This is a genomic window from Cupriavidus pauculus (assembly GCF_008693385.1).
Lineage (GTDB): Bacteria > Pseudomonadota > Gammaproteobacteria > Burkholderiales > Burkholderiaceae > Cupriavidus > Cupriavidus pauculus_D.
In genome coordinates, this window is the sequence record NZ_CP044067.1 from 2645640 (window position 1) to 2670613 (window position 24974).

General features: G+C 64.7%; 22 protein-coding genes and 1 pseudogene. 14 read left to right on the top strand and 9 right to left on the bottom strand.

From position 1 onward, the window contains the following. Positions 1 to 45: 45 nt before the first annotated feature. On the top strand, positions 46 to 990 hold the full coding sequence (locus tag FOB72_RS30070; protein WP_150376881.1) for a LysR family transcriptional regulator: 945 nt from the start codon (positions 46 to 48) through the stop codon (positions 988 to 990). Positions 991 to 1008: 18 nt separating this feature from the next. Here FOB72_RS30070 and FOB72_RS30075 read toward each other — a convergent pair whose 3' ends face one another. Further along, positions 1009 to 2634, bottom strand: coding sequence for a hydantoinase B/oxoprolinase family protein (locus FOB72_RS30075; RefSeq protein ID WP_150376882.1), 1626 nt, complete (start codon positions 2632 to 2634; stop codon positions 1009 to 1011). A 3-nt stretch (positions 2635 to 2637) separates the two neighbouring features. Then, the gene (locus FOB72_RS30080) at positions 2638 to 4749 is read right to left on the bottom strand and encodes a hydantoinase/oxoprolinase family protein (protein WP_150376883.1); all 2112 of its coding nucleotides are present in this window, start codon (positions 4747 to 4749) and stop codon (positions 2638 to 2640) included. 213 nt (positions 4750 to 4962) lie between these two features. Here FOB72_RS30080 and FOB72_RS30085 point away from each other — a divergent pair, with 213 nt between their 5' ends. Next, entirely contained in the window at positions 4963 to 5451 is a 489-nt protein-coding gene (locus FOB72_RS30085; RefSeq protein WP_150376884.1) for a redoxin domain-containing protein, read from the top strand. Then, positions 5448 to 5975 carry a DsbA family protein gene (locus tag FOB72_RS30090; protein ID WP_150376885.1) on the top strand — a complete coding sequence of 176 codons (528 nt, stop codon included), beginning with the start codon at positions 5448 to 5450 and terminating at the stop codon, positions 5973 to 5975. Before FOB72_RS30085 ends, FOB72_RS30090 begins: the two co-directional genes overlap by 4 nt. Here FOB72_RS30090 and egtD read toward each other — a convergent pair. From egtD to FOB72_RS30110, 5 genes and pseudogenes are all read right to left on the bottom strand, one after another. Then, positions 5972 to 6964 carry an L-histidine N(alpha)-methyltransferase gene (egtD, locus tag FOB72_RS33015; protein ID WP_411859888.1) on the bottom strand — a complete coding sequence of 331 codons (993 nt, stop codon included), beginning with the start codon at positions 6962 to 6964 and terminating at the stop codon, positions 5972 to 5974. The two genes, FOB72_RS30090 and egtD, sit on opposite strands and share 4 nt — an antisense overlap. After that, positions 6938 to 8131: pseudogene (egtB, locus tag FOB72_RS33020) on the bottom strand (ergothioneine biosynthesis protein EgtB); the annotation flags it as partial. The gene egtD and the pseudogene egtB, both read right to left, overlap by 27 nt. 29 nt (positions 8132 to 8160) lie before the next feature. Next, the gene (locus tag FOB72_RS30100) at positions 8161 to 8538 is read right to left on the bottom strand and encodes a DUF427 domain-containing protein (RefSeq protein WP_150376887.1); all 378 of its coding nucleotides are present in this window, start codon (positions 8536 to 8538) and stop codon (positions 8161 to 8163) included. Positions 8539 to 8853: 315 nt separating this feature from the next. Next, positions 8854 to 9537: a GntR family transcriptional regulator gene (locus FOB72_RS30105; protein WP_150376888.1), complete on the bottom strand. Its 684-nt coding sequence runs from the start codon at positions 9535 to 9537 to the stop codon at positions 8854 to 8856. Positions 9538 to 9605: 68 nt separating this feature from the next. Then, positions 9606 to 10361 carry a TerC family protein gene (locus FOB72_RS30110; protein ID WP_150376889.1) on the bottom strand — a complete coding sequence of 252 codons (756 nt, stop codon included), beginning with the start codon at positions 10359 to 10361 and terminating at the stop codon, positions 9606 to 9608. Positions 10362 to 10604: 243 nt separating this feature from the next. Between FOB72_RS30110 and FOB72_RS30115 the strand changes: the two genes are divergently transcribed. From FOB72_RS30115 to FOB72_RS30145, 7 genes are all read left to right on the top strand, one after another. Next, positions 10605 to 11627 carry a 2-dehydropantoate 2-reductase gene (locus FOB72_RS30115; RefSeq protein WP_150376890.1) on the top strand — a complete coding sequence of 341 codons (1023 nt, stop codon included), beginning with the start codon at positions 10605 to 10607 and terminating at the stop codon, positions 11625 to 11627. A gap of 183 nt (positions 11628 to 11810) precedes the next feature. Beyond that, the gene (locus FOB72_RS30120; protein WP_150376891.1) at positions 11811 to 12545 is read left to right on the top strand and encodes a GntR family transcriptional regulator; all 735 of its coding nucleotides are present in this window, start codon (positions 11811 to 11813) and stop codon (positions 12543 to 12545) included. A 185-nt stretch (positions 12546 to 12730) separates the two neighbouring features. Next, positions 12731 to 13966 carry a formyl-CoA transferase gene (gene frc, locus FOB72_RS30125; protein ID WP_150376892.1) on the top strand — a complete coding sequence of 412 codons (1236 nt, stop codon included), beginning with the start codon at positions 12731 to 12733 and terminating at the stop codon, positions 13964 to 13966. 114 nt (positions 13967 to 14080) lie between these two features. Beyond that, a complete protein-coding gene (locus tag FOB72_RS30130) occupies positions 14081 to 14863 on the top strand; it encodes a fumarylacetoacetate hydrolase family protein (RefSeq protein WP_150376893.1) in 783 nt (260 codons plus the stop codon). 167 nt (positions 14864 to 15030) lie between these two features. Beyond that, the gene (oxc, locus tag FOB72_RS30135) at positions 15031 to 16764 is read left to right on the top strand and encodes an oxalyl-CoA decarboxylase (protein WP_150376894.1); all 1734 of its coding nucleotides are present in this window, start codon (positions 15031 to 15033) and stop codon (positions 16762 to 16764) included. Between the two features lie 57 nt (positions 16765 to 16821). Next, positions 16822 to 18072: a formyl-CoA transferase gene (gene frc, locus FOB72_RS30140; protein WP_150376895.1), complete on the top strand. Its 1251-nt coding sequence runs from the start codon at positions 16822 to 16824 to the stop codon at positions 18070 to 18072. A gap of 91 nt (positions 18073 to 18163) precedes the next feature. After that, positions 18164 to 18610, top strand: coding sequence for a PAS domain-containing protein (locus FOB72_RS30145; protein WP_150376896.1), 447 nt, complete (start codon positions 18164 to 18166; stop codon positions 18608 to 18610). Positions 18611 to 18677: 67 nt separating this feature from the next. Here the strand turns inward: FOB72_RS30145 and FOB72_RS30150 are convergent, their stop codons facing one another. Further along, positions 18678 to 18983, bottom strand: a complete 306-nt coding sequence (locus FOB72_RS30150; protein ID WP_150376897.1) for a LysR family transcriptional regulator — start codon at positions 18981 to 18983, stop codon at positions 18678 to 18680. 98 nt (positions 18984 to 19081) lie between these two features. Further along, complete coding sequence (locus FOB72_RS30155) at positions 19082 to 20020, bottom strand: LysR family transcriptional regulator (protein WP_150376898.1); 939 nt, start codon at positions 20018 to 20020, stop codon at positions 19082 to 19084. 223 nt (positions 20021 to 20243) lie between these two features. Here FOB72_RS30155 and oxlT (FOB72_RS30160) point away from each other — a divergent pair, with 223 nt between their 5' ends. The 4 genes from oxlT (FOB72_RS30160) to oxlT (FOB72_RS30175) all read left to right on the top strand — a co-directional run bounded on the left by oxlT (FOB72_RS30160) (position 20244) and on the right by oxlT (FOB72_RS30175) (position 24948). Further along, a complete protein-coding gene (oxlT, locus tag FOB72_RS30160; RefSeq protein WP_150376899.1) occupies positions 20244 to 21587 on the top strand; it encodes an oxalate/formate MFS antiporter in 1344 nt (447 codons plus the stop codon). Between the two features lie 112 nt (positions 21588 to 21699). Beyond that, entirely contained in the window at positions 21700 to 22611 is a 912-nt protein-coding gene (locus FOB72_RS30165) for a LysR family transcriptional regulator (RefSeq protein ID WP_150376900.1), read from the top strand. A gap of 226 nt (positions 22612 to 22837) precedes the next feature. After that, a complete protein-coding gene (locus FOB72_RS30170; RefSeq protein ID WP_150376901.1) occupies positions 22838 to 23071 on the top strand; it encodes a hypothetical protein in 234 nt (77 codons plus the stop codon). Between the two features lie 557 nt (positions 23072 to 23628). Continuing rightward, positions 23629 to 24948: an oxalate/formate MFS antiporter gene (gene oxlT, locus FOB72_RS30175; RefSeq protein ID WP_150376902.1), complete on the top strand. Its 1320-nt coding sequence runs from the start codon at positions 23629 to 23631 to the stop codon at positions 24946 to 24948. Positions 24949 to 24974: the final 26 nt, after the last annotated feature.

The following is a 24974-nucleotide window of genomic DNA, read 5'->3' on the forward strand; positions in this document are numbered from 1 at the left end:
TAGTTTTTGTTGACTATTCGTTTTTGCAGATATATTTTTCGAGGCATGAATCGCACCATTTCGCTTCGTCATCTGCGCTGCTTCGTCGAGGTCGCGGAGTCGGGTTCCTTCACGACGGCCGCGACCCGGCTGTTCGTGACCCAGTCCGCGCTCACCGCCACCATCCAGCAGTTCGAGGAGGCCGTCGGCCTCAAGCTGTTCGACCGCAACACGCGCCGCGTGGCGATGACGCCCGAGGCGGTGCGGTTCAAGGCGGAAGCGGACAAGATCCTGCGAGAGTTCGACGCGGCGATCTCCGACCTCGAGGCCATCGCGCAGAGCCAGAAGGGCCATGTGCGCATCGCCGCCGCGGCATCGGCCATCTATCAGTTCCTCGTGCAGTCGATCGTGGCGTTCCGCGAGGAGTACCCGGCCGTGTCGTTCACGCTCCGCGATGCGGGCGCGCAGCAGGTCGAGCAACTGGTGGTGGACGGCGAACTGGACTTCGCCATCGCCAGCCGCTACAAGGGCTTCGACGAACTCGACTACGTGCCGCTGCTGAGCGATACGTTCGGCATCGTCTGCCGCCCCGACAATCCGCTCGCGAAGGGCAAGGGCCCGCTCAAATGGACCGACCTCCCGAGCGAAGGCTTCGTGGCCTTCACGCAGGACACCGGCATCGGCACGATCCTCAGGACGCAGGGTCCGGCATGGCCAGGTTTCGACAACTGCCAGTTCGAGATCTCGAGTTCGACGTCCCTGCTGGCCGTGCTGACGGAAGGCGGCGGCTTCTCGATCGTGCCCGCGCTCGCAGGCAAGGTCGCGGGATTCGAGACGCTGGCCTTCCGCGAACTCGAATCGCCGGTGCTGAAGCGCGAGGTCTGCCTGATCACGCGCCGGCTGCGATCGCTGTCGCCGACCGCGCAGCGGCTGCTGCGCGTGCTGCTGCAGACGATCCACGGGCAGACGCTGCCCGAGGGCGTGGTAGCCGCCGCGATCGACCCTGTATAGAGACGCCTCGCGCATGGCTCAGGCCACGTAGCCGTGCAGGCGGTCGCGCCGGCCGAGTTCCGGGTCCCGGGCCGAGGCGGGACCGAAACCGCCGCCGCCCGGCGTGCGCAGAATGACTTCGTCGCCGGGGTTCAGCGTATGCGGAATGCGCGCATTGATGGCCTCGCCGTTGATCAGCACCTCGCCACACGCGCCGGCCTCCGCGCCCCCGAGTCCCGGTGCGGGCACGTGCAGGCGTTCCGTGAGGAAGACGATGGAGAGCGGCGTCGGATGTTCGCTGACGAAACAGATCTCTTCGCCAAGGCCGCCGCGATACTGCCCGGCACCGCCCGATCCTTCGCGCAGCCGCTTGTACCGGAAGTGCAGCGGCGCATCGCGCTCCGCGACCTCGATCGGCGTCGGCGAGATATTGCTCGGCCATGACATCACCGACGCGCCGTCCTTTTTCGCCGTGCCACCCAGGCCGCCGTTGTAGAACAGCACCGTGGCAAACGGCTTGCCTTCCGCCGTGGTGCCGCTGAGGTTGGCGATCCACAGCGGCGAACCGACGCCCGCCATCACTGCATCGGGCAGCACGCGATGCATGGCGCCGAAGATCGCCGTCGGCACATAGTGCCCCGTGCACGCGCGGCCGCCCACGGGAGCCGGCGAGCGCGGGTTCAGGATCGTGCCTTCCGGCGCGGTGACCTTGATCGGACGGAACAGCCCATCGTTGTTGGGCAGGTCGGGCAACAGCAGGCACTTGATCGCATACACGGACATCGCGTTCGTATAGGACAGTACGCAGTTGATGCCGCGCGGCTGCTGCGGCGACGTTCCCGCGAAATCGCATTCGATCTCGCCGCCGCGCACGCGGACCGTGACCGCGAAGCGAAAGCGCTCGCCGAAGCCGTCCGTTTCCATGTCGTAGGCATAGCTGCCTTCGGGCAGCTTCGCGATGGCGCGGCGCATCGCGTCTTCGCTCCGCGTGAACAACGCCTGGGCGAGGTCATCGATACCGGGCAGCGCGTACTCGCGCAGGATGGCGGTGAGCCGTGTGGCGATGAGTTCGACCGCGCCCACCTGTGCCCAGATATCGCCGACCGTCTGCTCGGGCGTCCGCACGTTGGTGCGGATCAGCGACAGCAGCGTTTCGTCCGCCCGATTCGCGCGCAGCAGCGGCATCAGCGGAATATGGAAGCCTTCTTCGAACAGCTCGCGCGCATCGACCGATCGGATCTTGCCGCCGATATCGGGCACGTGGCCCGCCGTGGCCGCGAAGCCGATCAGCGATCCGTCGTGGAACAGCGGCTTGACCAGGCAGACGTCGTTCAGGTGGCCGGTGCCGATCCACGGATTGTTGGTGATGTAGATATCGCCGGGCTGCATATTGGCCGCACCGATCCTGGCGAGGGCCGCCTGCACGGTGCGGGGCAGGGTGCCGATGAACGACGGAATGCTGCCGCTGTTCTCGGCCAGCGCGCGGCCGGCTGAATCCGTCACCACCACGGCGAAGTCGTTGGCTTCGGTGGACAGTGTGGAGAACGATGTGCGCACGATCAGCTTCGCGGCTTCGTTGACGACCGAGCGCACGCGCGTCCAAAATACTTCGAGAAAGATCGGATCGACCGATGCCGCCGATGTCGCTGCATTTGCAATGGCCATGGCTCACTGCTCCTTGATGGTGATGACCAGGTTGCCGCTGGCAAGTTGTTCGACATGGCCCTTGGGGCCGACTACGAGCGTCGAGCCCGTGTCCTCGACGAGCAGAGGCCCCTGGGCGGAGAAGCCCACACGCAGCGCCGAGCGATGGAACACGGGTGTGGACACGTAGCCATGCGCCTCGCGGAAATACACCTCGCGCTCGCCGGACGGCGTGGCACGATCGCCGGTGTCGAGCGGCTTCGGCGCGAACGCCATGCGCGGCGGCGCTTCGCCGGTGACGCGCAGGTTGACGAGTTCGATCGGGACATTGGGCGGTGTGCGGCCGAATTTCTCGCGATAGGCGGACTCGAACGCGGCGGTGAGCGCCTCGCGCATCGCGCCTTCGCCGGCCGTGTCGGCAAGGTAGGGCCCTTCCGGCAGTTCGACGGACAGCGTGAAACCCTGCCCGACGAAGCGGCCATCGGCATGGCGCGACAGCCTGATGGGGCCGAACGTCGCATCGACGGAGGCCAGCGAATCGCGGACCTGCGCCTCGAGGTGGCGGAACGCGTCTTCCAGTTCGGCGAGTTGCCCCGTGGACGGACGGAACGTTGCCGTGCGCGAACGGTCGGCCCGCGCGGGCGCGACCAGCAGGCCATACGCCGAGGCGACGCCGGCGGCCGGCGGGCAGATGATCGTGTTCACGCCGATCTTCTGCGCGACGTAGTACGCGTGGAGCGGCCCCCCGCCGCCCGTGCACAGCAGCACGAAGTCGCGCGGATCGCGACCGCGTTCCGCGGCGTGGACGCGCGCGGCGCCGGCCATGTTCTCGGCCACGATGTCGTGCATGCCCCATGCGACGTCGAGCGCGCCGATTTGCGTCTGGCCGCCCATCTCGCTGGCGATGCGCGACAGTGCCCCGTGCGCCTTGTCGCGATCGACCTTCATGGTGCCGCCCGCGAAGTAGTCGGGATTGAGGTAGCCGAGCACGAGGTTGGCATCGGTGACGGTCGGATCCTGTCCGCCCAGCCCATAGCATGCCGGTCCGGGTTCCGAACCCGCGCTATGCGGGCCCACCTTCATCAGGCCGAGTTCGTCGCAATGGGCGATGCTGCCGCCGCCCGCGCCGATCTCGATGAGGTCGATGGTGGTGATGCGAATCGGCAGGCCGCTACCTTCGGCGAAGCGCTTGCGGCGCGCCGCCTCGAAGCCGAACGCGATATAGGGCTTGCCGTGCTCGACGAGGCAGAGCTTGGCGGTGGTACCGCCCATGTCGAACGCCATGAGGTTGGGCTGGTCGTCGCGATGGCTGTAGTGCGCCGCGGAGATGGCACCGGCCGCGGGGCCCGATTCGAGCAGTTCGATCGGATTGCGCTTGGCTTCCTCGATATGGGACAGGCCGCCGTTGGACAGCATCAGCAGCACGCCCTTCGGCAGCCCGAGCGCGGTAAGGCGGCTCTCCAGCGCGTCCAGATACCGCTTGGCCAGCGGCTTGATATAGGCGTTGGCCACCGTGGTCGAGTTGCGCTCGAACTCGCGAATGACGGGCGCCACGTCGGAGGACAGCGTGACGTGGAGATGCGGAAAGTCCTGCGCGATCCATGCCCGCACCTGCTGCTCGTGGCCGACAAACGCGTACGCATGCAGCAGGCAGACGGCGATCGATTCGACGCCCTGTTCGACGAGGCCGGCGACGGCCTTGCGCACGTCTTCCGCATCGGGCGCCTCGAGCACGCGGCCATGGCCATCGACGCGGCCGCCGATTTCGGCGCGCAGGTTGCGCGGTACGAGCGCGGGCGCCGGTTCGATATGGATGTCGTAGAGGTCGTACTTGCGCTCGTGCCCGATCTCGAGCACATCGCGAAAGCCGCGCGTCGTCAGCAGACCCGTGGTGCTGCCGCGCCGCTCGATCAGCGCATTGGTGAAGAGCGTGGTGGCGTGGACCACGCGGGCGACGCTGCCGGGACGGATATCGCATGCCTGCATCAGCTGCTGCACGCCGTCGGCCACGCCCTGGGCCGGATCCCCGTGTGTGGTCAGGACCTTGAGGCTATGCAGCGCCCCCTCGTCGTAGTCCAGGGCGACCACGTCCGTGAACGTGCCGCCGATATCGATGCCAATTGCCCAGGTTGTCAAAGGAAGCCCCTATCCGTATTCCGCTTGGTATGAGCAGATCATAGGGCGGGGCATTTACAAGTTCCAATGACATGTTTCGATAGATTATTCATCAGCGTTGATAAATAAGTTGATGGAGAACCGTTCGAACTGGAAAGACGGGCGGCAATCTGAATCCTCGGTGCGGGAAAAGGGAGAAGAATGGGCTTGCCCTGCCCCTAACGAGGAAGATCCATGGCATCAGCTGCCGAGTACCTGAAGGCGGGGACCATCGCGCCCGACTTCAGTCTTCACGCGACACCGGACCAGAGCATCGCGCTGCGCGAATTGCGCGGCCGGCCCGTGGTCCTGGCGTTCTATCCCGCGGACTGGAGTCCGGTCTGCGGCGACGAAATGACGCTCCTCAACGCCACGCGGCACGAGATGGAGGCCTTTGGCGCCGTCCTGTTGGGGATTTCCGTCGATAGCGTCTGGAGCCATACGGCGTTTGCCGAACAAAGGAAGCTGCATTTCCCGCTGCTCGCGGACTTCGAACCGAAGGGCGCCGTGGCGCGCGCCTACGGCGTCTATCGCGAAACGGATGGCACCTCGGAACGCGCGCTGTTCGTCATCGATGGCGACGGCGTGATTCGCTGGAGCTATGTGTCGCCCATCGCCATCAACCCTGGCGTCGATGGCATTCTCGATGCGCTGGGCCGTCTGCAGGGCAAGGAGCCTCAATGAGCCACCTCACCATTCCGGTCGGCCCGGCCGATCATCTGCAGGGCAACGCGGACGCACCGCTGGTGCTCGTCGAGTACGGCGACTTCGAGTGTCCGTTCTGCGGGCGCATGTATCCGATCATCCAGCAGCTGCAGCGCGAACTCGGCGATCGGCTCGCCGTGGTCTATCGCCATTTTCCGCTCGTCGATATGCACCCGCATGCGGGTGCGGCGGCGATGGTCAGCGAGGCGGCTGCGCACGCGGGCAAGTTCTGGCCGATGCACGACCGGCTCTTCGAAAGCCAGGGCGCCCTCGAGGACGACGATCTGGTGCGCTACGCGCGCGAGCTCGGTGTGCCCGACGTGCTGGTCCAGCGCGCGTTCGACGGCGACAAGGAATTCGTGGCGAAGATCGAAGCCGACTTCAAGGGGGGCGTGCGAAGCGGCGTGAATGGCACGCCGTCGCTGTTCCTCAACGGCACTCGCTACGACGGCGCGCCGGACTTCGCGCCGTTGCTGAAGACGCTGGTGCGCATGCTCGGCTAGCGCGCGGCAAGCTCGAACACGCCGAACGCGGGCGCGTCGCTGATCCAGTGGCGCGTCACCTGCCAGCCCGCATCGACGGCAAGCGCCGAGAGCGACTCCACCGTGAATTTGTGCGAGTTCTCGGTATGCAGCCGCTCGCCGCGCCGGAACGTGAACGACTGCCCCGCGGCGTGCACGATCTGGTCGACGCGGCTGACCAGATGCATCTCGATACGCTGGTGCGCGTCGTTCCAGATGGCGAGGTGGTCGAACGTGTCCGGATCGAAATTCCCATCGAGCTCGCGGTTGATGCGCACGAGCAGATTCTTGTTGAACCGCGCCGTCACGCCTTCCGCATCGTCGTAGGCGCGCAGCAGCGTCGGCAGATCCTTGACCATGTCCGCACCGACGATCATGCGGGCATCGGCGCCGAGCATCTCGCGCGCATTGCGCAGGAACTGCGTGGCCTCGTCGTGCGTGAAATTGCCAATGGTCGAGCCCGGGAAGAACCCGACGCGCGGACGGCCCCGCGTGGCCTCCGGCAGCGCGAACGGCTGCGTGAAATCGGCCTCCAGCGCGTGGACGTGCAACGCCGGATAGCGTTGCGCAAGCCGCGATACCGCGCCCGCCAGCGCGTCGCCGCTGATATCCACGGGCACATACGCATCGATGCGATCGCTGGCCGCGAGCAGCAGATTCGTCTTCTCGCTGGCGCCGCTGCCGAATTCGATCAGCGCGGTGCCCTTGGCAAAGGTGGCGACCACATCGCCGGCGATACGCGCCAGCAGCGCGGATTCCGTACGCGTGGGGTAGTACTCGGGCGTGCGGCAGATCGCCTCGAACAGATCGGAGCCGGTCGCATCGTAGAAGTACTTTGGCGACATCGCCTTGGGATGACCCGACAGGCCCACGCGCACGTCGCGCGTGAAGTCGTCATGCTCGTCATGGCTGGGATGCCGCCCCGGCGGCTGCGTGCCCGGATCGCGCGCCAGACGCACGCCCGCGAACATCCAGCGCATATGCGGATAGAAGAAATTGCGGTACGTTGCCCGTGCGTGGTCCGGCGGCGTCACGCTCGCGCCGCCGCGCAGCACGAGCTGGCTCACCATGAACTTGCCGTTGTACTCGCCAATCGCATCCATCGACGCGTGGAAGCCCGGATAGGGGCCGTACGCGGTCTGCGTCCACTGCCATGCCACATCATCGACCTGGGTCAGCACCCCGGCGCGCGTGCTGATCTCCCACTCGGCTTCCGACGGCAGGCGCGCACCGGCCCAGCGCGCATAGGCGTTCGCCTCGTAGTAGCTCACGTGCACGACGGGGGCGTCCCAGTCGATCGAACGCAGGCCGCCGAGAGTCATCTCCTGCCAGCCATGCTCGGAATGCTGCCAGTACAGCGGGGCATCGAGCTCGCCCGACTTTACGCGTGCCCAGCCATCGGCAAGCCACAGCTCGGGGCGCGTGTAGCCGCCATCGTTGATAAAGCGCAGCCATTCGCCATTGGTCACGAGCCGGTCCGCGATCTCGAACGGGGCCACGTAGATCTTGTGGCGCGGCCGCTCGTTGTCGAAGCAGAAGCCGTCGGAGTCGTCGCCGATCTCGACGAGTCCGCCCTCCATGCGCGCATAGCGCGCGCGGCCGGCGGCACGCGGGCGGGGCCAGCGCGTGTCGTACGCGGGCTTGAGCGGGGACTGCGCGAACAGATGGAGGATGTCCATCAGCAGCAGTTCCTGGTGCTGTTCCTCGTGCGCGAGGCCCAGATCCATCAGCGATGCGAGCGCGTCGGGCGCGCGCGTCTCGAGCAGCGCGAGCATCTGCGCGTCGACATGCGCGCGGTAAGCCATCACCTCATCGACGGTCGGCCGGCTCAGCAGCCCGCGAAACGGGCGCGGCTGACGTTCGCCGATGGCTTCGTAGTACGAATTGAAGAGATAGCCGTAACTGGCGTCATAGACCTTGTAGCCCGGCAGATGCGGCGTCAGCAGGAACGTCTCGAAGAACCACGTCGTATGGCCCAGGTGCCATTTGGCGGGACTCGCGTCGGGCATGGACTGGATGGCCATGTCCTCCGCGTTGAGGGGCTCGACCAATGCGAGCGTACGCTGGCGTACCGCGAGATAACGGCTATACAACGGCGAACGGTGCCCGGCGGGCACGCCTTGGGTCTGCAATGCCATGTGTCGTGTCTTTGTTGTGGAGCGCGCGCTCAGGCGCTGACTTCGATGCTGTCGACGCGATCGGGGTAGAACGCGAGATGGCCGGCGATGGACACCACCGCGTCATGCGGGGTTTCGTACGTCCATACCGCATTGGCGCCGCGATCGCCGGCGCCGGGAATGCTGTAGTACGCGGCATCGCCCTTGTAGGGGCAGTGCGTGCTGTGCGTCGTGCGGGTCAGCTGCGACATGTCCGCGTCTTCTCGCGGAATGTAGTAGACGGCCGGGTAGGTGGATTCTTTCAGTACGAGCGCGTGCCGGCTGTCGGCAACCACCTGGCCGCCCGCTGTCACGATCACGCGGCCATCGAGCGGCTTGATATCGATGGGATGGTCCGGCCCGGGAATCCTGACGGTCTTGCCTTGCATGGCGGTCTCCTCGTCTCGGGTAGAAAAGTAGGCGCGGCAAGCGCCGCGCCTTGTATCAACCGGGCGTGCGGACGAACAGTCTGACCACGCGCGCTGACACCAATGAAAAAACCGCCACGGAGGTGACGCGGAGTCGGAAGGAGAGAAGAGCCCCGACCCCAATACGCACGATAGCAAGGTCTGACGCGTCAGAAAAGCGTGAGGACGGAACACACTTTTCTTCAATGTTGAACAATGTGTGCAAATGCCCGACCAAACGCCCGACCAAATGCCCGACTAAACGCCCGGCACGCGCGCGTGCGCGATCGGCGCGAATCAGCGCGATTGTTCCTCGACCCACAGCGACAGGCGCACCTTGTAGGCCTGCTGGATATGCCGCCGTGCGATTTGCTCGGCTTGCGTGGGATTCCGTGCTTCGAGCGCTTCCACGAGGGCCATGTGTTCCTCGTACGAACCGCGCGCGCGGCCCGGCACGGCGAGGGTCGAGCGGCCCAGCAACGCCATCGACTCGTGCAGCGTGCGCAGGGTCTTGAGCAGGTAACGGTTATGCGCGCAGCGGTGCAGTGTCTCGTGGAACAGGCGGTTGTTCGCGACGAGCCGTTCGGGATCTTCGGCGAGGAGCAGGTCTCGTTCGACGATATCGCGCAGCAGCGAGATCTCGACGTCGGTCGCATGGCGCGCGGCCAGCGCGGCCGCGGTGGCCTCCAGCACTTCGCGCATCACGTACAGCTCGCTGACCATGCTGGCGTCGAGCTGCGTCACCATCATGCCGCGATTGGGTTCGTTGACGACGAGGCCCTCGGACTCGAGCCGCGACAGCGCCTCGCGCACGGGGGTGCGCGACAGGCCGAGCGACTCGGCGAGCTCGACCTCGCGCAGGCGCGTGCCCGGCGACAGTTGCCCGGACTGGATGGCGGCCCGCAGCTGCTGATAGGCCCGTTCGGACCGCGGCAGCGAAGCCTGGCTGCCGTCGGGACCGGAAAGATCGGTAGGAAGCATGGAGTGGGGTTATGCGTGACAGCAACCGGAGATGATACCCGTTCGCCCGCGGCTGTTGCCGCCCGGGCCTAGTGCTTCTTCTTCCTGCGCCGCGCCAGCATGTTCAGCGCCTCCACTGCCACGGAGAAGGCCATGGCCGTATAGATATACCCCTTCGGCACGTGGTGGCCGAGCCCGTCCGCGATCAGCGTCATGCCGATCATGATCAGGAAGGCCAGCGCCAGCATGACGATGGTCGGGTTGCGGTTGATGAAGTTGGCCAGCGGCCCTGCCGCGAACAGCATGACCGTCACGGCCACGATCACCGCGACGAACATGATGGGCACATGGTCGGTCATACCCACGGCCGTGATGATGCTGTCGATCGAGAACACGATGTCGAGGATCAGGATCTGCCCGATCGCGGCCGCAAAGCCGGGCACGGCGCGGGCCGCCGCGGCGTCGTCGCCTGGCTCGCCGCCTTCGCCATGGTCGTCGTCGTGTGCCACGTGCTGGTGGATCTCCCGCGTCGCTTTCCAGACGAGGAACGCGCCGCCGGCAATGAGGATCAGATCCCGCCACGAGATGCCCTTGCCGAAGATCGTGAACACGGGCTCGGTCAGCGACACGATGATGGCGATCGTCGCCAGCAGGCCGAGGCGCAGGATCAGCGCCAGGCCGATACCGATCCGCCGCGCCTTCTCGCGCGTTTCCTCGGGCAGCTTGTTCGTGAGGATGGAGATGAAGATGAGGTTGTCGATCCCAAGCACGACTTCCATCGCGATCAGCGTGGCCAGCGCGGCCCATGCCGACGGGTCACGGGCGAGGTCCATCAGCGAATCCATGCGAACTCCTTGGCGGGTGGGGCACGGGGAACGGGCTGGGCACAGCGGACGACACTTCGATGGTAGTGCAGCAGGCGCTATCTGAGAACAGGAGGATGTCTGACAGTGCACGTGAACGCCGCGCGGAGGCGGGAAAGATTGCGGTCGTCCCGCAAATTGAGGTTGTCCTGTGCTGGTGTGGAATATAGTATGTGATATATCAAAACAGCTTTTACATAATCTATAGCACTGAGGAGACGACGCATGAAGATCTGTATCTATGGCGCCGGTGCCATCGGCGGGTATCTGGGCGCCCAGCTCGCGCTGGCGGGTGCCGACGTCAGTTTTATCGCGCGCGGCCCGCATCTGGCCGCCATGCAGGCCAACGGCGTGCGGTTGCTGATCGAGGGGCAGGAACGCGTGGCCCGCGTCCGCTGCACGAGCGATCCACGCGAACTGGGCCCGCAGGACTACGTGTTCATCACGCTCAAGGCCCACCAGGTGCCGGGCGTGGTGGACCTGATGCAGCCGCTGATCGGTCCCCAGACCGCCATCGTCACGGGCGTCAACGGCATTCCCTACTGGTACTTCTACAAGCACGGCGGCGAATTCGCGGGCTCGACGCTGGAGAGCGTGGACCCGGGCGCGAAGCAGTGGAAGGGCTTCGGCCCCGAGCGCGCGATCGGCTGCGTGCTCTATCCCGCCGCCGAGATCGAGGCGCCCGGTGTGATCCGGCACGTCTATGGCAAGAAATTCCCGATCGGGGAGCCCGATGGCAGCCGGTCCACGCGCGTGACGGCGCTGGCCGAGCTGATGGTTGCCGCGGACCTCGACGCACCGGTTCGCGACAACATCCGCGACGAGATCTGGCTCAAGCTCTGGGGCAACCTGTGCTTCAACCCGATCAGCGCGCTGACCCACGGCACGCTGGACATCATCACGTCCGATCCCGCCACCCGCGCGCTGTCGAAGCAGATGATGCTCGAGGCCAAGGACATTGCCGAGCGCTTCGGCGTCCATTTCCGCGTGGACGTGGAGCGGCGGATCGATGGCGCGGGTGCGGTGGGCGCGCACAAGACGTCGATGCTGCAGGATCTGGAGGCGGGGCGCGCGATGGAGATCGATCCGCTGCTGACGGTGGTGCAGGAGATGGGCCGCATGCTCGGGCAGCCGACGCCGATGATCGACGCGGTGCTGGGCCTGGTCAAGCAGCGCGATCGCATGGCGCAGACCGCGCTGGCGCCCGCGTCGGCGCCGAACGACGCGAAGGTGGCGCGCGCGGCATAACCTTGCAGTGGCAGTGATGTGATATACCATATACGAAAGGCCGGTGGCGATATCTGATCGCCACCCGCGCGTCCCCGGAGGCAGAATTCATGAGCGAAACGCATGACGGCATGCCAAACTGCCATCTATCGTTGCGTGTGAAGTCTGCCGGGGACCGCGCGCCGGCCATCTACGAGTGCATTCATGTCTGCCCAAAGCCAAACAGAAGTTCAGGACGTCACCCAGCCGCCAGGCGGTCTCACACTGGCGCTGCAGCCGATCAATGCGGGCGCCAGCCTGCGCGACCAGGCCTACGCGATGCTGCGCCAGGCCATCGCCGATGCCGATATCTACCAGTCGCGAGAGGAGGTGCGCCTCGACGAGCGCGTGCTCAGCGAAGCGCTGGGCGTGAGCCGCACCCCGATTCGCGAGGCCATGACGCTGCTCGAGCAGGAAGGCTTCCTGCGCACGGTGCCGCGCCGCGGCATCTACATCATGCGCAAGACCAAGCGCGAGATCGTCGAAATGATTCAGGTCTGGGCCGCGCTGGAAAGCATGGCCGCGCGTCTGGCCACGCAGAACGCCACGGACGAGGAGATCGGCAAGCTGCGCCACATGTTCGACAGCTTCCGGGACTCGACACCGGCCGAGCATATCGAGGAGTACTCGGACGCCAACATCGTCTTCCATCAGGCGATCGTGCAGCTGTCGAAGTCGCAGGTCATCATGGACCAGATCAAGAACATCTTCGTCCATGTGCGCGCGATCCGAAAAATGACCATTTCCCAGAGCGATCGCGCCGCGCGTTCGATCGTCGACCATCTGCGGATCATCGAGGCACTGGAAAAGCGCGACACGGAACTGGCCGAACGGCTCGTGCGCCAGCATTCGCTGGACCTCGCCGATTACGTCGAGAAGCACTGCGACTTCCTGGACTGACGACCCGCTCCGTCATCGCGATGCCCCAGCGCCGGCCCGGCGCTGGGGCATTTTTTTTGGCCGAATCCTGATTGCTGCGTCGCAATATCGAAACTTGCCTGATTGGGGTTTAAACCCTCTTGCATCTTCGTGATATACCACATACTGTATGTCGAAAGAGCGAAACACAAATCAGGAGACGCATCATGGAGCAACGCAAGGCCCTGGACGGCATTCGCATCCTGGACATGACGCACGTGCAAGCCGGACCTTCGGCGACGCAGCTGATGGCGTGGATGGGCGCCGACGTGATCAAGGTCGAAATGCCCGGGCGGGGCGACATCACGCGCAGCCAGCTGCGTGACGTGCCCAACGCCGACAGCCTGTACTTCACGATGCTGAACAGCAACAAGCGCAGCCTGACGCTCAATATGAAGACGCCGGAAGGCAAGGCGCTGCTCGAGGACCTGATCCAGAAAAGCGACGTGCTCATCGAGAATTTCGGCCCGGGCGTGCTGGCCCGCGCCGGCTTCGGCTGGGACCAGATCCAGGACCTGAATCCGCGCATGATCTACGCGTCGATCAAGGGTTTCGGCCCCGGCCCGTATCAAGACTGCAAGGCCTACGAGAACGTGGCCCAGTGCATGGGCGGCGCGGCATCGACGACAGGCGAGGCCACCGGAATGCCGACGGTGACCGGTGCGCAGATCGGCGACTCGGGCACGGGCGTGCACTGCGTGGTGGGCATCCTCGCCGCGCTGCTGCAGCGCGAGCATTCGGGCCGCGGCCAGCGCGTGGAAGTGGCCATGCAGGACGCCGTGCTGAACCTCTGCCGCGTGAAGCTGCGCGACCAGCAGCGTCTGGATGCCGGCCCGCTGCGCGAGTACCCCAACGACCAGTTCGACGACCACGTGCCGCGCGCGGGCAACGCATCGGGTGGCGGCCAGCCGGGTGCCGCGCTGCGCTGCGCGCCGGGCGGTCCCAACGACTACGTCTACGTCATCATCCAGCCGCAGGGCTGGGAACCGCTGATGCGTCTGTGCGGCCGCGAGGAACTGATCACCGATCCGGAATTCGCCACGCCCGAAGTCCGCCTCAAGAAGCTCCCCACGTGCTTCGGCATCATCGAGGAATGGACGCTGGGCCGCACCAAGTTCGAGGTGATGAACGCGCTCAACGGGGTGGACGTGCCGTGCGGCCCGATCCTGTCGATGAAGGACCTGATCGAGGACCGGACGATGTACGAGCGCGGTTATCTGGTGGAGCTGGACCACCCGGCGCGCGGCAAGTACGTGCAGCTGGGCTCGCCGATCACGCTGTCCGACTCGCCGGTCGAGGTCGAGCGCTCGCCGCTGCTGGGCGAACATACCGACGAGATCCTCGAATGGCTGGGCCGATCGCCGGCGCAGATTGCGGCGCTGCGCGTCGCGGGAGCGATCTGACCCGAGGCGGCCGGCCCCGGCCGGCGCCTGCAAGCCACTGCCCCTGACAGGGGCTCCCCTCAACGTGCAAAGCGCTGGTGCGACACGGTCGCGCCCGCCGGAGGAGCTTTTGCCGTGCAAACCTGGATTCGCTTCCGCCGCCCCGATGGCGACCTCGCCTACGGGCGGCTCGACGACAGCCATGCCGACCGCGTCATGGAATTCGACGGCCCCGGCTATACCGATCCGCGCGCCACGGGGAACATCTACCCCTATGCCGCGCTGGAACTGGTGGCACCCTGCGAGCCCGGCAAGATCGTGGCGCTGTGGAACAACTTCCACGCGCTCGCGGCCCGGCTCGAGAAATCGGTGCCCACGCATCCGCTGTTCCTGCTGAAGCCGGCGAGTTCGCTCGCGGGTCCCGGAGACGCCATCCAGCGTCCGAGCGGGTACACCGGCAAGATCGCCTACGAAGGCGAACTGGGCATCGTCATCGGCCGCCCATGCCGCAATGTGCCGCTCGCCGAGGCCGCCTCGCACATCTTCGGCTACACGATCGTCAACGACGTCACGGCGGGCGAACTGCTCAATGCCGACCCCAATTTTCCGCAGTGGACGCGCGCCAAGGGCTCGGACACGTTCGGCTGTATCGGGCCGGCCATCGTCACGGGGTTCGACTGGCGCAGCGCCAGTGTCGTGACGCGGCTGGACGGCGTCGAGCGTCAGAACTACCCACTGTCCGACATCGTGTTTTCGCCCGAAGAGCAGGTGAGCCTGCTGTCGCGCGATATGACGCTGATGCCGGGCGACGTGATCGCCGTCGGCACCTCGATCGGCGTCGGGTCGATGAAGGACGGCGCCGTGGTGGCGGTGACGATCGATGGCATCGGGTCGCTGGTCAACCATATGAGCGGTTGATCTCCGTAATTTCCCTTATCTAACCGGCAATTTCGGTCAAATGCTGCGCCGCACCGACGAAAGTTCACAATGAGTCCTTGCTGAGCTTGGATATATCACATACCGTATTTGCACGTCCTGAAGCAGAAGTCCTCTATCCCAGTCAATTCGTACAGAAGGATGCAACCATGGCAGAAGTAGACAACGAGCTGCAGCGTCAAGCCGTCGAAGCGCAACAGGCGCAAACCGATGGCTTTCATCTGGTCATCGACGCGCTGAAGCTGAACGGCATCGAGAACATCTACGGCCTGCCCGGTATCCCGGTCACGGATCTGGCCCGCCTGGCGCAGGCCAACGGCATGCGCGTCATCAGCTTCCGTCATGAGCAGAACGCGGGCAACGCGGCGGCCATCGCCGGCTTTCTCACGCAGAAGCCCGGGGTTTGCCTGACCGTTTCCGCGCCGGGCTTCCTGAACGGGCTGACCGCGCTGGCGAACGCGACCACCAACTGCTTTCCGATGATCCTGATCAGCGGCTCGAGCGAGCGCGAGATCGTGGACCTGCAGCAGGGCGACTACGAAGAGATGGACCAGCTGGCCATCGCCCGCCCGCACGCCAAGGCCGCCTTCCGCGTGCTGCACGCCGAGGACATCGGCGTGGGCGTCGCACGGGCCATCCGCGCCGCCGTATCGGGCCGCCCGGGCGGGGTGTACCTGGACCTGCCGGCCAAGCTGCTGGCGCAGTCGATGGAAGCCGAGAAGGGCCGCAACTCGCTGATCAAGGTCGTGGATCCGGCCCCGCGCCAGTTGCCGGCACCGGACTCGATCGACCGTGCCGTCGCGCTGCTGAAGAGCGCCAAGCGCCCGCTGATCCTGCTGGGCAAGGGCGCTGCCTACGCACGCGCCGATGCGGACATCCGCGCGCTGGTCGAGAAGACGGGCATTCCGTATCTGCCGATGTCGATGGCCAAGGGCCTGATTCCCGATACGCATCCGCAGTCGGCCTCGGCCGCGCGCTCGTACGTGCTGGCGGAAGCCGATGTGGTGATGCTGGTCGGTGCGCGCCTGAACTGGCTGCTCTCGCACGGCAAGGGCAAGACCTGGGGCAAGCCGAAGCAGTTCATCCAGATCGATATCTCGCCGACGGAGATGGACAGCAACGTCGCCATCGCCGCGCCGGTCGTGGGCGATATCGGCTCGTGCGTATCGGCACTGCTCGAGAAGGTCGGCAACGGCTTCCCGAAGCCCGGCGCAGAGTGGCTGCACGCGGTGGACGAGAAGAAGGACAAGAACCTCGCGAAGATGGCAGAGACGCTGGCGAAGGAAGTGTCGCCGATGAACTTCCACGGCGCGCTGCGCGTGCTCAAGGATGTCGTCAAGGACAACCCTGGCATCTCGTTCGTGAACGAAGGCGCCAACACGCTGGACTACGCCCGCGCCGTCATCGACATGTACGAGCCGCGCAAGCGCCTGGACGTCGGGACGTGGGGCGTGATGGGCGTGGGCATGGGCTACGCGGTGGCCGCGGCGGTGGAGACCAGCAAGCCGGTCCTCGCGCTGTGCGGCGATAGCGCGTTCGGGTTCTCCGGCATGGAGGTCGAAACGATCTGCCGCTACGACCTGCCCATCTGCATCGTCGTGTTCAACAACAACGGCGTCTACAAGGGCGTCGATGTGAATCCGACCGGCGGCAAGGATCCCGCGGTCACGATGTTCGTCAAGGGAGCGCGTTACGACAAGATGATGGAAGCATTCGGTGGCGTCGGTCACAACGTCACCACCCCCGCGGAGCTCGAAGCCGCGGTGCGGGAAGCCCTGAAGTCGGGCAGGCCCACGCTGATCAACGCGGTCATCGACCCGAATGCGGGCACCGAAAGCGGTCGTCTGACCAACCTGAATCCGCAGAGCTCGGCCAGCAAGTAATCCAATCCAGCCAACCCCGTTTTAGTTTCACCCCTCTATTCCAATAGGAGAGCGAACGTGAACCTCCCACTCAACGGCATCAAGATCATCGACTTCACGCACGTTCAGGCCGGTCCCGCCTGCACGCAGCTTCTCGCGTGGTTCGGCGCGGACGTCATCAAGGTGGAGCGCCCCGGGTCGGGCGACGTCACCCGCACGCAGCTGCGCGACATTCCCGACGCGGACGCGCTGTACTTCACGATGCTGAACAGCAACAAGCGCTCCCTGACGCTGGACACCAAGAAGCCGGAAGGCAAGAAGATCCTCGAGCAACTGATTCGCGAGTCGGACGTGCTGGTGGAGAACTTCGGCCCGGGCGCGCTGGACCGCATGGGCTTTTCGTGGGACCGCATCAAGGAACTGAACCCGAAGATGATCGTGGCATCGGTCAAGGGCTTCAGCGACGGCCACCACTATGAAGACCTGAAGGTGTACGAGAACGTGGCACAGTGCGCCGGCGGCGCCGCGTCGACCACGGGTTTCTGGGACGGCCCGCCGACCGTGTCGGCCGCCGCGCTGGGCGACTCGAACACCGGCATGCACCTGGCCATCGGCATCCTGACCGCGATCATCGGCCGCCAGCAGACCGGCGAGGGCCAGAAGGTGGCCGTGTCGATGCAGGACGCCGTGCTGAACCTGTGCCGCGTGAAGCTGCGCGATCAGCAGCGCCTGGACCGCATCGGTTATCTGGAAGAGTATCCCCAGTACCCGCACGGCACGTTCAGCGACGTGGTGCCCCGCGGCGGCAACGCCGGCGGTGGCGGCCAGCCGGGCTGGGTGCTGAAGTGCAAGGGCTGGGAGACCGATCCCAACGCGTATATCTACTTCACCATCCAGGGCCACGCATGGGAGCCGATCTGCAAGGCGCTGGGCCGGGAAGAGTGGATCAACGATCCGAACTACAACACGGCCAAGGCGCGCCAGCCGCATATCACGGAGATCTTCGACACCATCGAGCAATGGCTCGCCGACAAGACCAAGTACGAGGCCGTGGATATCCTGCGCAAGTTCGATATTCCGTGCTCGCCGGTACTGTCGATGAAGGAGATTGCCGAGGATGAATCGCTGCGCAAGAGCGGCTCGATCGTGGAAGTCCCGCACAAGGAACGTGGCACGTACCTGACCGTGGGCAGCCCGATCAAGTTCTCGGGCATGAAGCCCGAGATCACCGGTTCGCCGCTGCTGGGCGAGCACAGCGCGGAAGTGCTGTCCGGTCTTGGCTACGGCGCCGAGGAGATCGCCCGCCTGCGCGAGGCGCAGGTCATCTAAGCTGGACGGCAGCACTGCCAGTGCCCCGATGGCAGCCACCGGTGTTTCCGGTGGCGCATCGGGGCATTCCCATCATTCCTCAGGAAAGACCATGCAGGCTGCGATCGACTACGAGCAACTGGTGACGGCCATCGGCGATGCCGTCGTCATCTCCGGTCCCGACGGTGCCATCACGTTGTGGAACCCGGCCGCCGAGTACATGTTCGGCTACACCCAGGAAGAAGCGCTGGGCAAGTCGCTGGACCTCATCATTCCCGAGCGCCTGCGCGCGCGCCATTGGGAAGGCTACGACAAGACGATGGCGACGGGCCAGACCCGCTATGGCCACGATCTGCTCAAGGTTCCCGCGATCAACAAGAACGGCGATGCGATGTCGATCGCGTTCACCGTGGCGCTGTTGCACGGCGAGGGCGGGGCCATTACGGGCATCGTGGCCATCATCCGCGACGAGACCGCACGCTTCCAGGAGGAACGCGCGCTACGCAAGCGGATCGCGGAGCTGGAGGCCAAGGCGAGCGCCACGGCCAGTGCGGGCTGATAAAACAAGAACACCCCTTGGGAAAGGGGTGTTCCTGGGGTGTTTTTGACGTCGAGAGGCGGGTGTATCAGTTCACGCCCGTCCGCATCGCGCGCAGGTAGTCGTTCTTCTTGTCGAAGATCAGCTGGCTCAGGAAGGCCGGTTCATAGGCCGTGAGCAGGTGCGCGTGGTATTCCTCGATATAGCGGCACACGCGCGTGCGTTCGCATTCGATGCCGCACAGCCATTCGAACATCTGCATGTCCCAGCGGAAGCGCAGGCCCAGCTCCATGAAGGCTGCGTTGAACGCGGCCAGTTGCATGTCGCGGTCCAGATGCGCGGCGGTGGTGCCGTCGTGCGTGACGGCGTGCGGGGCGGTTTGCAGTTGGTCCATATTCGTCTCCTTCGTTGTGGGCTTCGTTGAAAGGAAGCTTAGTGGCGACGAACCATTTACGATAATTAAAGTTTCATCGGAAAACCATAAGCCATCGTTTATGGATGGCGGATCAGGCCTTCCACGCCAGTGATCTGCTGGATCAGCCGTGCGCCTTCCTCCATCAGGAAGTGCTTGAACGCGAGCGCCACGGGCGGCAGCCGCTTGTTGCGGCGGTGAACCACGTACCAGTTGAGCATCACGGGAAAGCCCTCGATATCGAGCACGGCAAGCTTGCCCGTCTGCAATTCGAGGCCCACCGTATGGGCGGAGAGGAACGCGATACCCATGTTCGCGATGACGGCCTGCTTGATGGTCTCGGTGCTCTTGATCTCCATCGCGATGCGCAGGTTGGACAGCCGCCCCGCAAAGCCCTCCTGCATCGAGTTCCACGTGTCGGAGCCGCGCTCGCGCGAAACGAATGCCTCCTCCGCGAGCCCGGCGAGCGGAATATGGCGCTTGCCGACCAGGGGATGATTGGGCGCCGCGACAATGACGTACGGGTGCGGCGCGAACGATTCGGCGATCGTGTCGCCGCCTTCGGGCGGGCGCACCATGACCGCGAGGTCCGTGAGGTTGCCGCCGAGCTGATGCAATAATTCTTCGCGATTGTGCACCGCAAGATTTAAAGTCACGCCGTCATGACGACCCATGAATTCCGCAAGCAAGCGCGGAAAAAAATAGTCGCCCGCACTGATCACCGCGACATTGAGACGGCCTCCGGATATACCCTTAAGCTGCGCCATCGCATCTTCTGCCTCGCGGAATTGCTGAATGATGCTGCGGCTATAGTGCAGCATTTCCGTGCCCGCCGGCGTGAGGTAGATCCGCTTGCCGAGCTGCTCGAAAAGCGGCAGTCCAACGTGATGCTCGAGCTGCCGAACCTGTGTAGAAACAGCAGGTTGCGTAAGGTGCAGCTCCTCCGCCGCGCGCGAAAAACTCAGGTGGCGCGCCACCGTTTCGAAGACCTTGAGTTGACGCAGCGTGGCATTTTTCATTGCACCGTTTCCTGCAATCTATAAAGGATCGTAAATGATCATAATAAAAAACTTTATGCTGTGGTGATCTAAGTTTGAAGTAGCATCAATTCCACAGATGCAACGTGCCGCAATGTCAGGCGCGCTCATTCAGTAGTGAAGAAACGAGGGCGCCATCCCCCACGATGTGTTGCCCGCGAGCTGCGCCACCAGAGCGCAAGACACTAATGCAAGGAGACACGACATGGCGCACATCGATGCGGCAGGCCCCGTCATGGGCAATTCCAATGGCGGTTTGCTGCACAACCGTTGGTTCCAGTTATTTATCGGTGTGCTCTGTATGGGCCTCGTGGCGAACCTCCAGTATGGCTGGACGCTGTTCGTCAACCCCATGAACGCCAAGCATCAGTGGGGCGAATCGGCGATCCAGATCGCGTTCTCCATCTTCATCGTGACCGAAACGTGGCTGGTGCCCATCGAGGGCTGGCTCGTCGATAAATTCGGTCCGCGTCCCGTCGTCGCCTGTGGCGCCATCTGCGCCGGCCTGTCCTGGGTTATGAACTCGTATGCCACGTCGCTGCCGATGCTCTACGCCTCGGCGGTGATCGCCGGCATCGGTGCCGGCGGCGTGTATGGCACGTGCGTCGGCAACGCGCTCAAGTGGTTCCCGGACAAGCGGGGCCTTGCCGCCGGCCTGACCGCCGCGGGCTTCGGCGCGGGCTCGGCCCTCACCGTGATTCCCATCGCGAACATGATCCAGAAGTCCGGCTACGAGCATGCGTTCTTCACGTTCGGCATCCTCCAGGGCGTACTCATCTTCATCATGGCGATGCTGCTGGTCAAGCCGAAACCCCCGCGCAACGTGGCGACCAACAAGGCCATCCTGACGAATCCGGTGGAGTTCACGCCGGGCCAGATGGTGAAGACGCCGGTGTTCTGGCTGATCTATGCCTCCTTCGTGGCGGTGGCGGCGGGCGGCATCATGGCCACCGCGCAACTCGGCCCGATCGCCAAGGACTTCGGCTTCGCGTCGATGCCCATCACGATGCTCGGCGTGACGCTGCCGCTGCTCACGATGACGCTGTCGATCGACAACCTCTGCAACGGCCTGACGCGTCCGCTGTGCGGCTTTATCTCGGACCGCATCGGCCGCGAGAACACGATGTTCTTCATCTTCATCGGCGAGGGGCTATCGCTCATCGGCCTGATGGAACTCGGCCACAACCCTTACTGGTTCATGCTGTTCGCGGCGCTCACGTTCCTGTTCTGGGGCGAGATCTTCTCGATCTTCCCGGCCCTCTGCGCCGACACGTTCGGCAGCAAGTTCGCCGCCGCCAACGCCGGCACGCTGTACACGGCGAAGGGTACCGCGGCGCTGCTCGTGCCCCTGGCATCGGTGTTGTCCCATCACGGCGGCTGGAGCCTCGTGTTCACCGTGGCGGCCGTCATGACGGTAGCGGCGGGGCTGTCGGCGAAGTTCCTGTTGCAGCCGATGCGGCGGCGCTTCATCACCGGCCACGCGAATGCACAGACGGTCAGCGACCGTGCCACGTATATGGCCGGCTTCTCCACCGGCAAGGGGGAGTAGGGCGGCATCGCAATACCCGATCTATCCGAAAAGCGGCAACACGAGCGCGACGGCACAAGCACGACACCACCACGCGGCACCAAAGAGCAGTCACACAACAAGGAGCGGCACCATGAATGTTTCGCTTCCACAATTGAAGGCCTTCGCGGCGGTAGCGCGGCAGAAGAGCTTCACGCGCGCCGCCGCCGAGCTGGGCCTGACGCAATCGGCCATCAGTCGCAGCGTGCGCGAACTCGAGGAGGAAATCGCCCAGCGGCTGTTCGATCGCACCACACGGCAGGTGGAACTGACCGATGCGGGCGCGCACCTGTCGCAACGCATCTGCCATCTGATCGAGGAGGTCGAGCAGACGCTGCGCGAAAGCCACGGCACGGGCAAACCGAGCCAGGGCACCGTGCAGATCGCCACCGATCCCGTGCTGTCGTCGATGTGCGTCCCCACGTGGGTCGCGGGTTGCCGCACGGCATGGCCGGGCATCGGCATCACGCTGCGCGACCGTTCGCACGAAGGGGTACTGCAGAGCGTGCGTAACGGCGAAGTGGATTTCGGCATCGCGAGCAATCCGGCGTCCTGCGACGATCTGTATTGCGAACCGCTATGCGTGGATCCGCTATGCGCGGTACTTCCCGCGCAGCACCCGCTGGCCGCGCGCGAATCGCTCGGATGGGGCGACCTCGCCGATGCCACCGTGCTGACGCTCGACCAGCATTCGGGCATGCAGCCCGCCGTCGAACGCGCGCTCGCGACCTATCATGTGCGGCCCGGCACGCTGCAGGTGCTCGGGCATTTCGCGGCGATCTTCGGCATGGTCGCGATGGGCCTCGGCATCGGCGTGGTGCCATCGCGCGCGCAGGCGTCCGGCATGGCGCCCGCGGCCGTGCTGCGGCCATTGCGGCCGCAGGTCACGTCCACGGTCATGCTGGTCCGGCGGAAGAGCCGGTCGCTCAAGCCCAATGCGGCGGCGGTCTGGGACAATCTGCGCGCGCAGGAATACGATCAGGACCTGCTGAAGAAAGCCGGCTGACCGCAACGCACAAAGGGTCTTTGCCCCGAAAGTGTGGATTTGCAACATGCGGCGCCCCAGTGATTGGCGCGCTCGAGAGAACGACAAGGCACCCCGCGGGGTGCCTTGTTGCGTTTGGTGCATATAGAGGAAACCTTCTCAAGATATATCACATACCAAATATTTACAGACCTTGCGATGCAGCATATAATGAAAACTCCTTGACCTACCTCACTCAGGATTTTTCATGAACACCGCTCTGCTTTCCGTCCTCGCTCTTGGTCTGATCCATCTGGGCGTTTTCGCAACCTGGCTGATCGGCACGCGCGTGCCGATGGAAACGCTGACGACCGCGCAAGACCATGGCCGTTTCGCCGGCCTGGGTGCCTCGCAGGATTCGACCGACGGTGTCGGCCGCTCGCGTCCCGCCGCCACGCCCGTTCAGGTCCCGGCTCTGGTTCCCGAATTCGCGCGCATCTGATTGGCAGTAACGTTGGAGCTTGTTACGGCCGGCTTCTCCATACGTGCTTCACAGCTTTTGTCGCGCCCGCGACATCCGAGCTTACGGCCGGTTTCCTGCCTGTCTTCTTCCTGCCTCATTCCGTCAGATTCTGAATGTCGACACATTCACGATCGGCAGCACTTGTCGCACGCCTAGGACTTTCCCTATCAGGGTCCTCACGCTGCTGCAACGCACGGAAAACACCCCCACTCGACACCGCTTCGCATTGATCTGGCGATCGCATCCAAGTCATTGATTCGCAAGCGAGTCCTGGCCCATTCCAATGCGCGTTTCATGCGCATGGCACACCAGTGGCAGAGCAGGGTGCCAGTGACGAGCCAATGCCATCCGCAACGGTGCGGCGGCGCACCGAAATCCCGGCTTGACTTGGTTGATATATCACATACCGTATAGCACTAGAACGGCTCAGCTGTTCGAAGGTCTAGCGCGCAAATATCGAACAACAACAGCACAAAAGAGCGTCCGCACAGGACGCCTATCCACAACGGCGGGCCGCCCCGTCAGAAGGAGACACCATGGAACTACAGCAACAGGCGTCGACGTCCCGTTTTGCGTCCCCGTGGATGCAACTCGTGTTTGGCGTGATCTGTATGGCGATGATCGCCAATATGCAGTATGGCTGGACGCTGTTCGTCAATCCCATCGATGACAAGTACCACTGGGGCCGCACGGCCATCCAGGTGGCGTTCACCATTTTCGTGGTCACGGAGACGTGGCTGGTCCCGATCGAGGGCTATCTCGTCGACAAGTACGGTCCCCGCCCGGTGGTCGTGGGCGGTGGCTTGCTGTGCGCCATCGCATGGGCGCTGAATTCGGTGGCCTCGTCGCTGCCGATGCTGTACGTCGCAGCCGCCATCGGCGGTGTGGGTGCCGGCGCGGTATATGGCACCTGCGTGGGCAACGCGCTCAAGTGGTTCCCGAACCGCCGCGGGCTGGCGGCGGGGATTACCGCGGCGGGCTTCGGCGCGGGCTCCGCGATGACCGTGGTGCCGATCGCCAACATGATCAAGAGCAGCGGCTACGAGGCCACGTTCCTCTGGTTCGGCCTGGGCCAGGGCCTGATCGTGTTCGTGCTGGGCATGGCGCTCTATCCGCCCTCGGCGAAGATCCTCAGCGAGGTCAAGGCCACGCTGAAGAGCGCCACGACCTACAACGCCACGCCGCGCCAGGTCCTGTCCTCGCCGATCTTCTGGGTCATGTACGCGATGTTCGTGATGATGGCCGCAGGCGGCCTCATGGCCACCGCGCAGCTCGGCCCGATCGCCAAGGACTTCGGCCTGCATGACTCGCCCGTGTCCATCCTCGGCCTCACGCTGCCGGCGCTGACATTCGCGCTGACCATCGACCGCGTGCTCAATGGCCTGACGCGACCGTTCTTCGGCTGGATCTCCGACAACATCGGCCGGGAGAACACGATGTTCATCGCGTTCGCGGTGGAGGCCGTGGGCATCGTGCTGCTGTCGAAGTACGGCCACAACCCGGTGGCGTTCGTGGTGCTGACGGGCGTGGTGTTCTTCGCCTGGGGTGAAATCTACAGCCTGTTCCCGGCGACCTGCGGCGATACGTTCGGTCCGAAGTTCGCCGCGACCAATGCTGGCTTGCTCTATACGGCCAAGGGCACGGCCGCGCTGCTGGTCCCGTTCTCGAGCGTGATCACGGCTGCGACCGGTGACTGGCACGCGGTGTTCATGCTGGCTTCCGGCATGGCCGCGCTGTCCGCGGTGCTGGCGATCTTCGTGCTGAAGCCGATGCGAGAGGCCCACGCGAAGAAGTACGTGCATGCCAACACCACCGCGCCGATGGGCTACCGCCCGGTGCCGGACGATGTGACCTGACGGTACGCTGCCCCTGGCAGGAACGA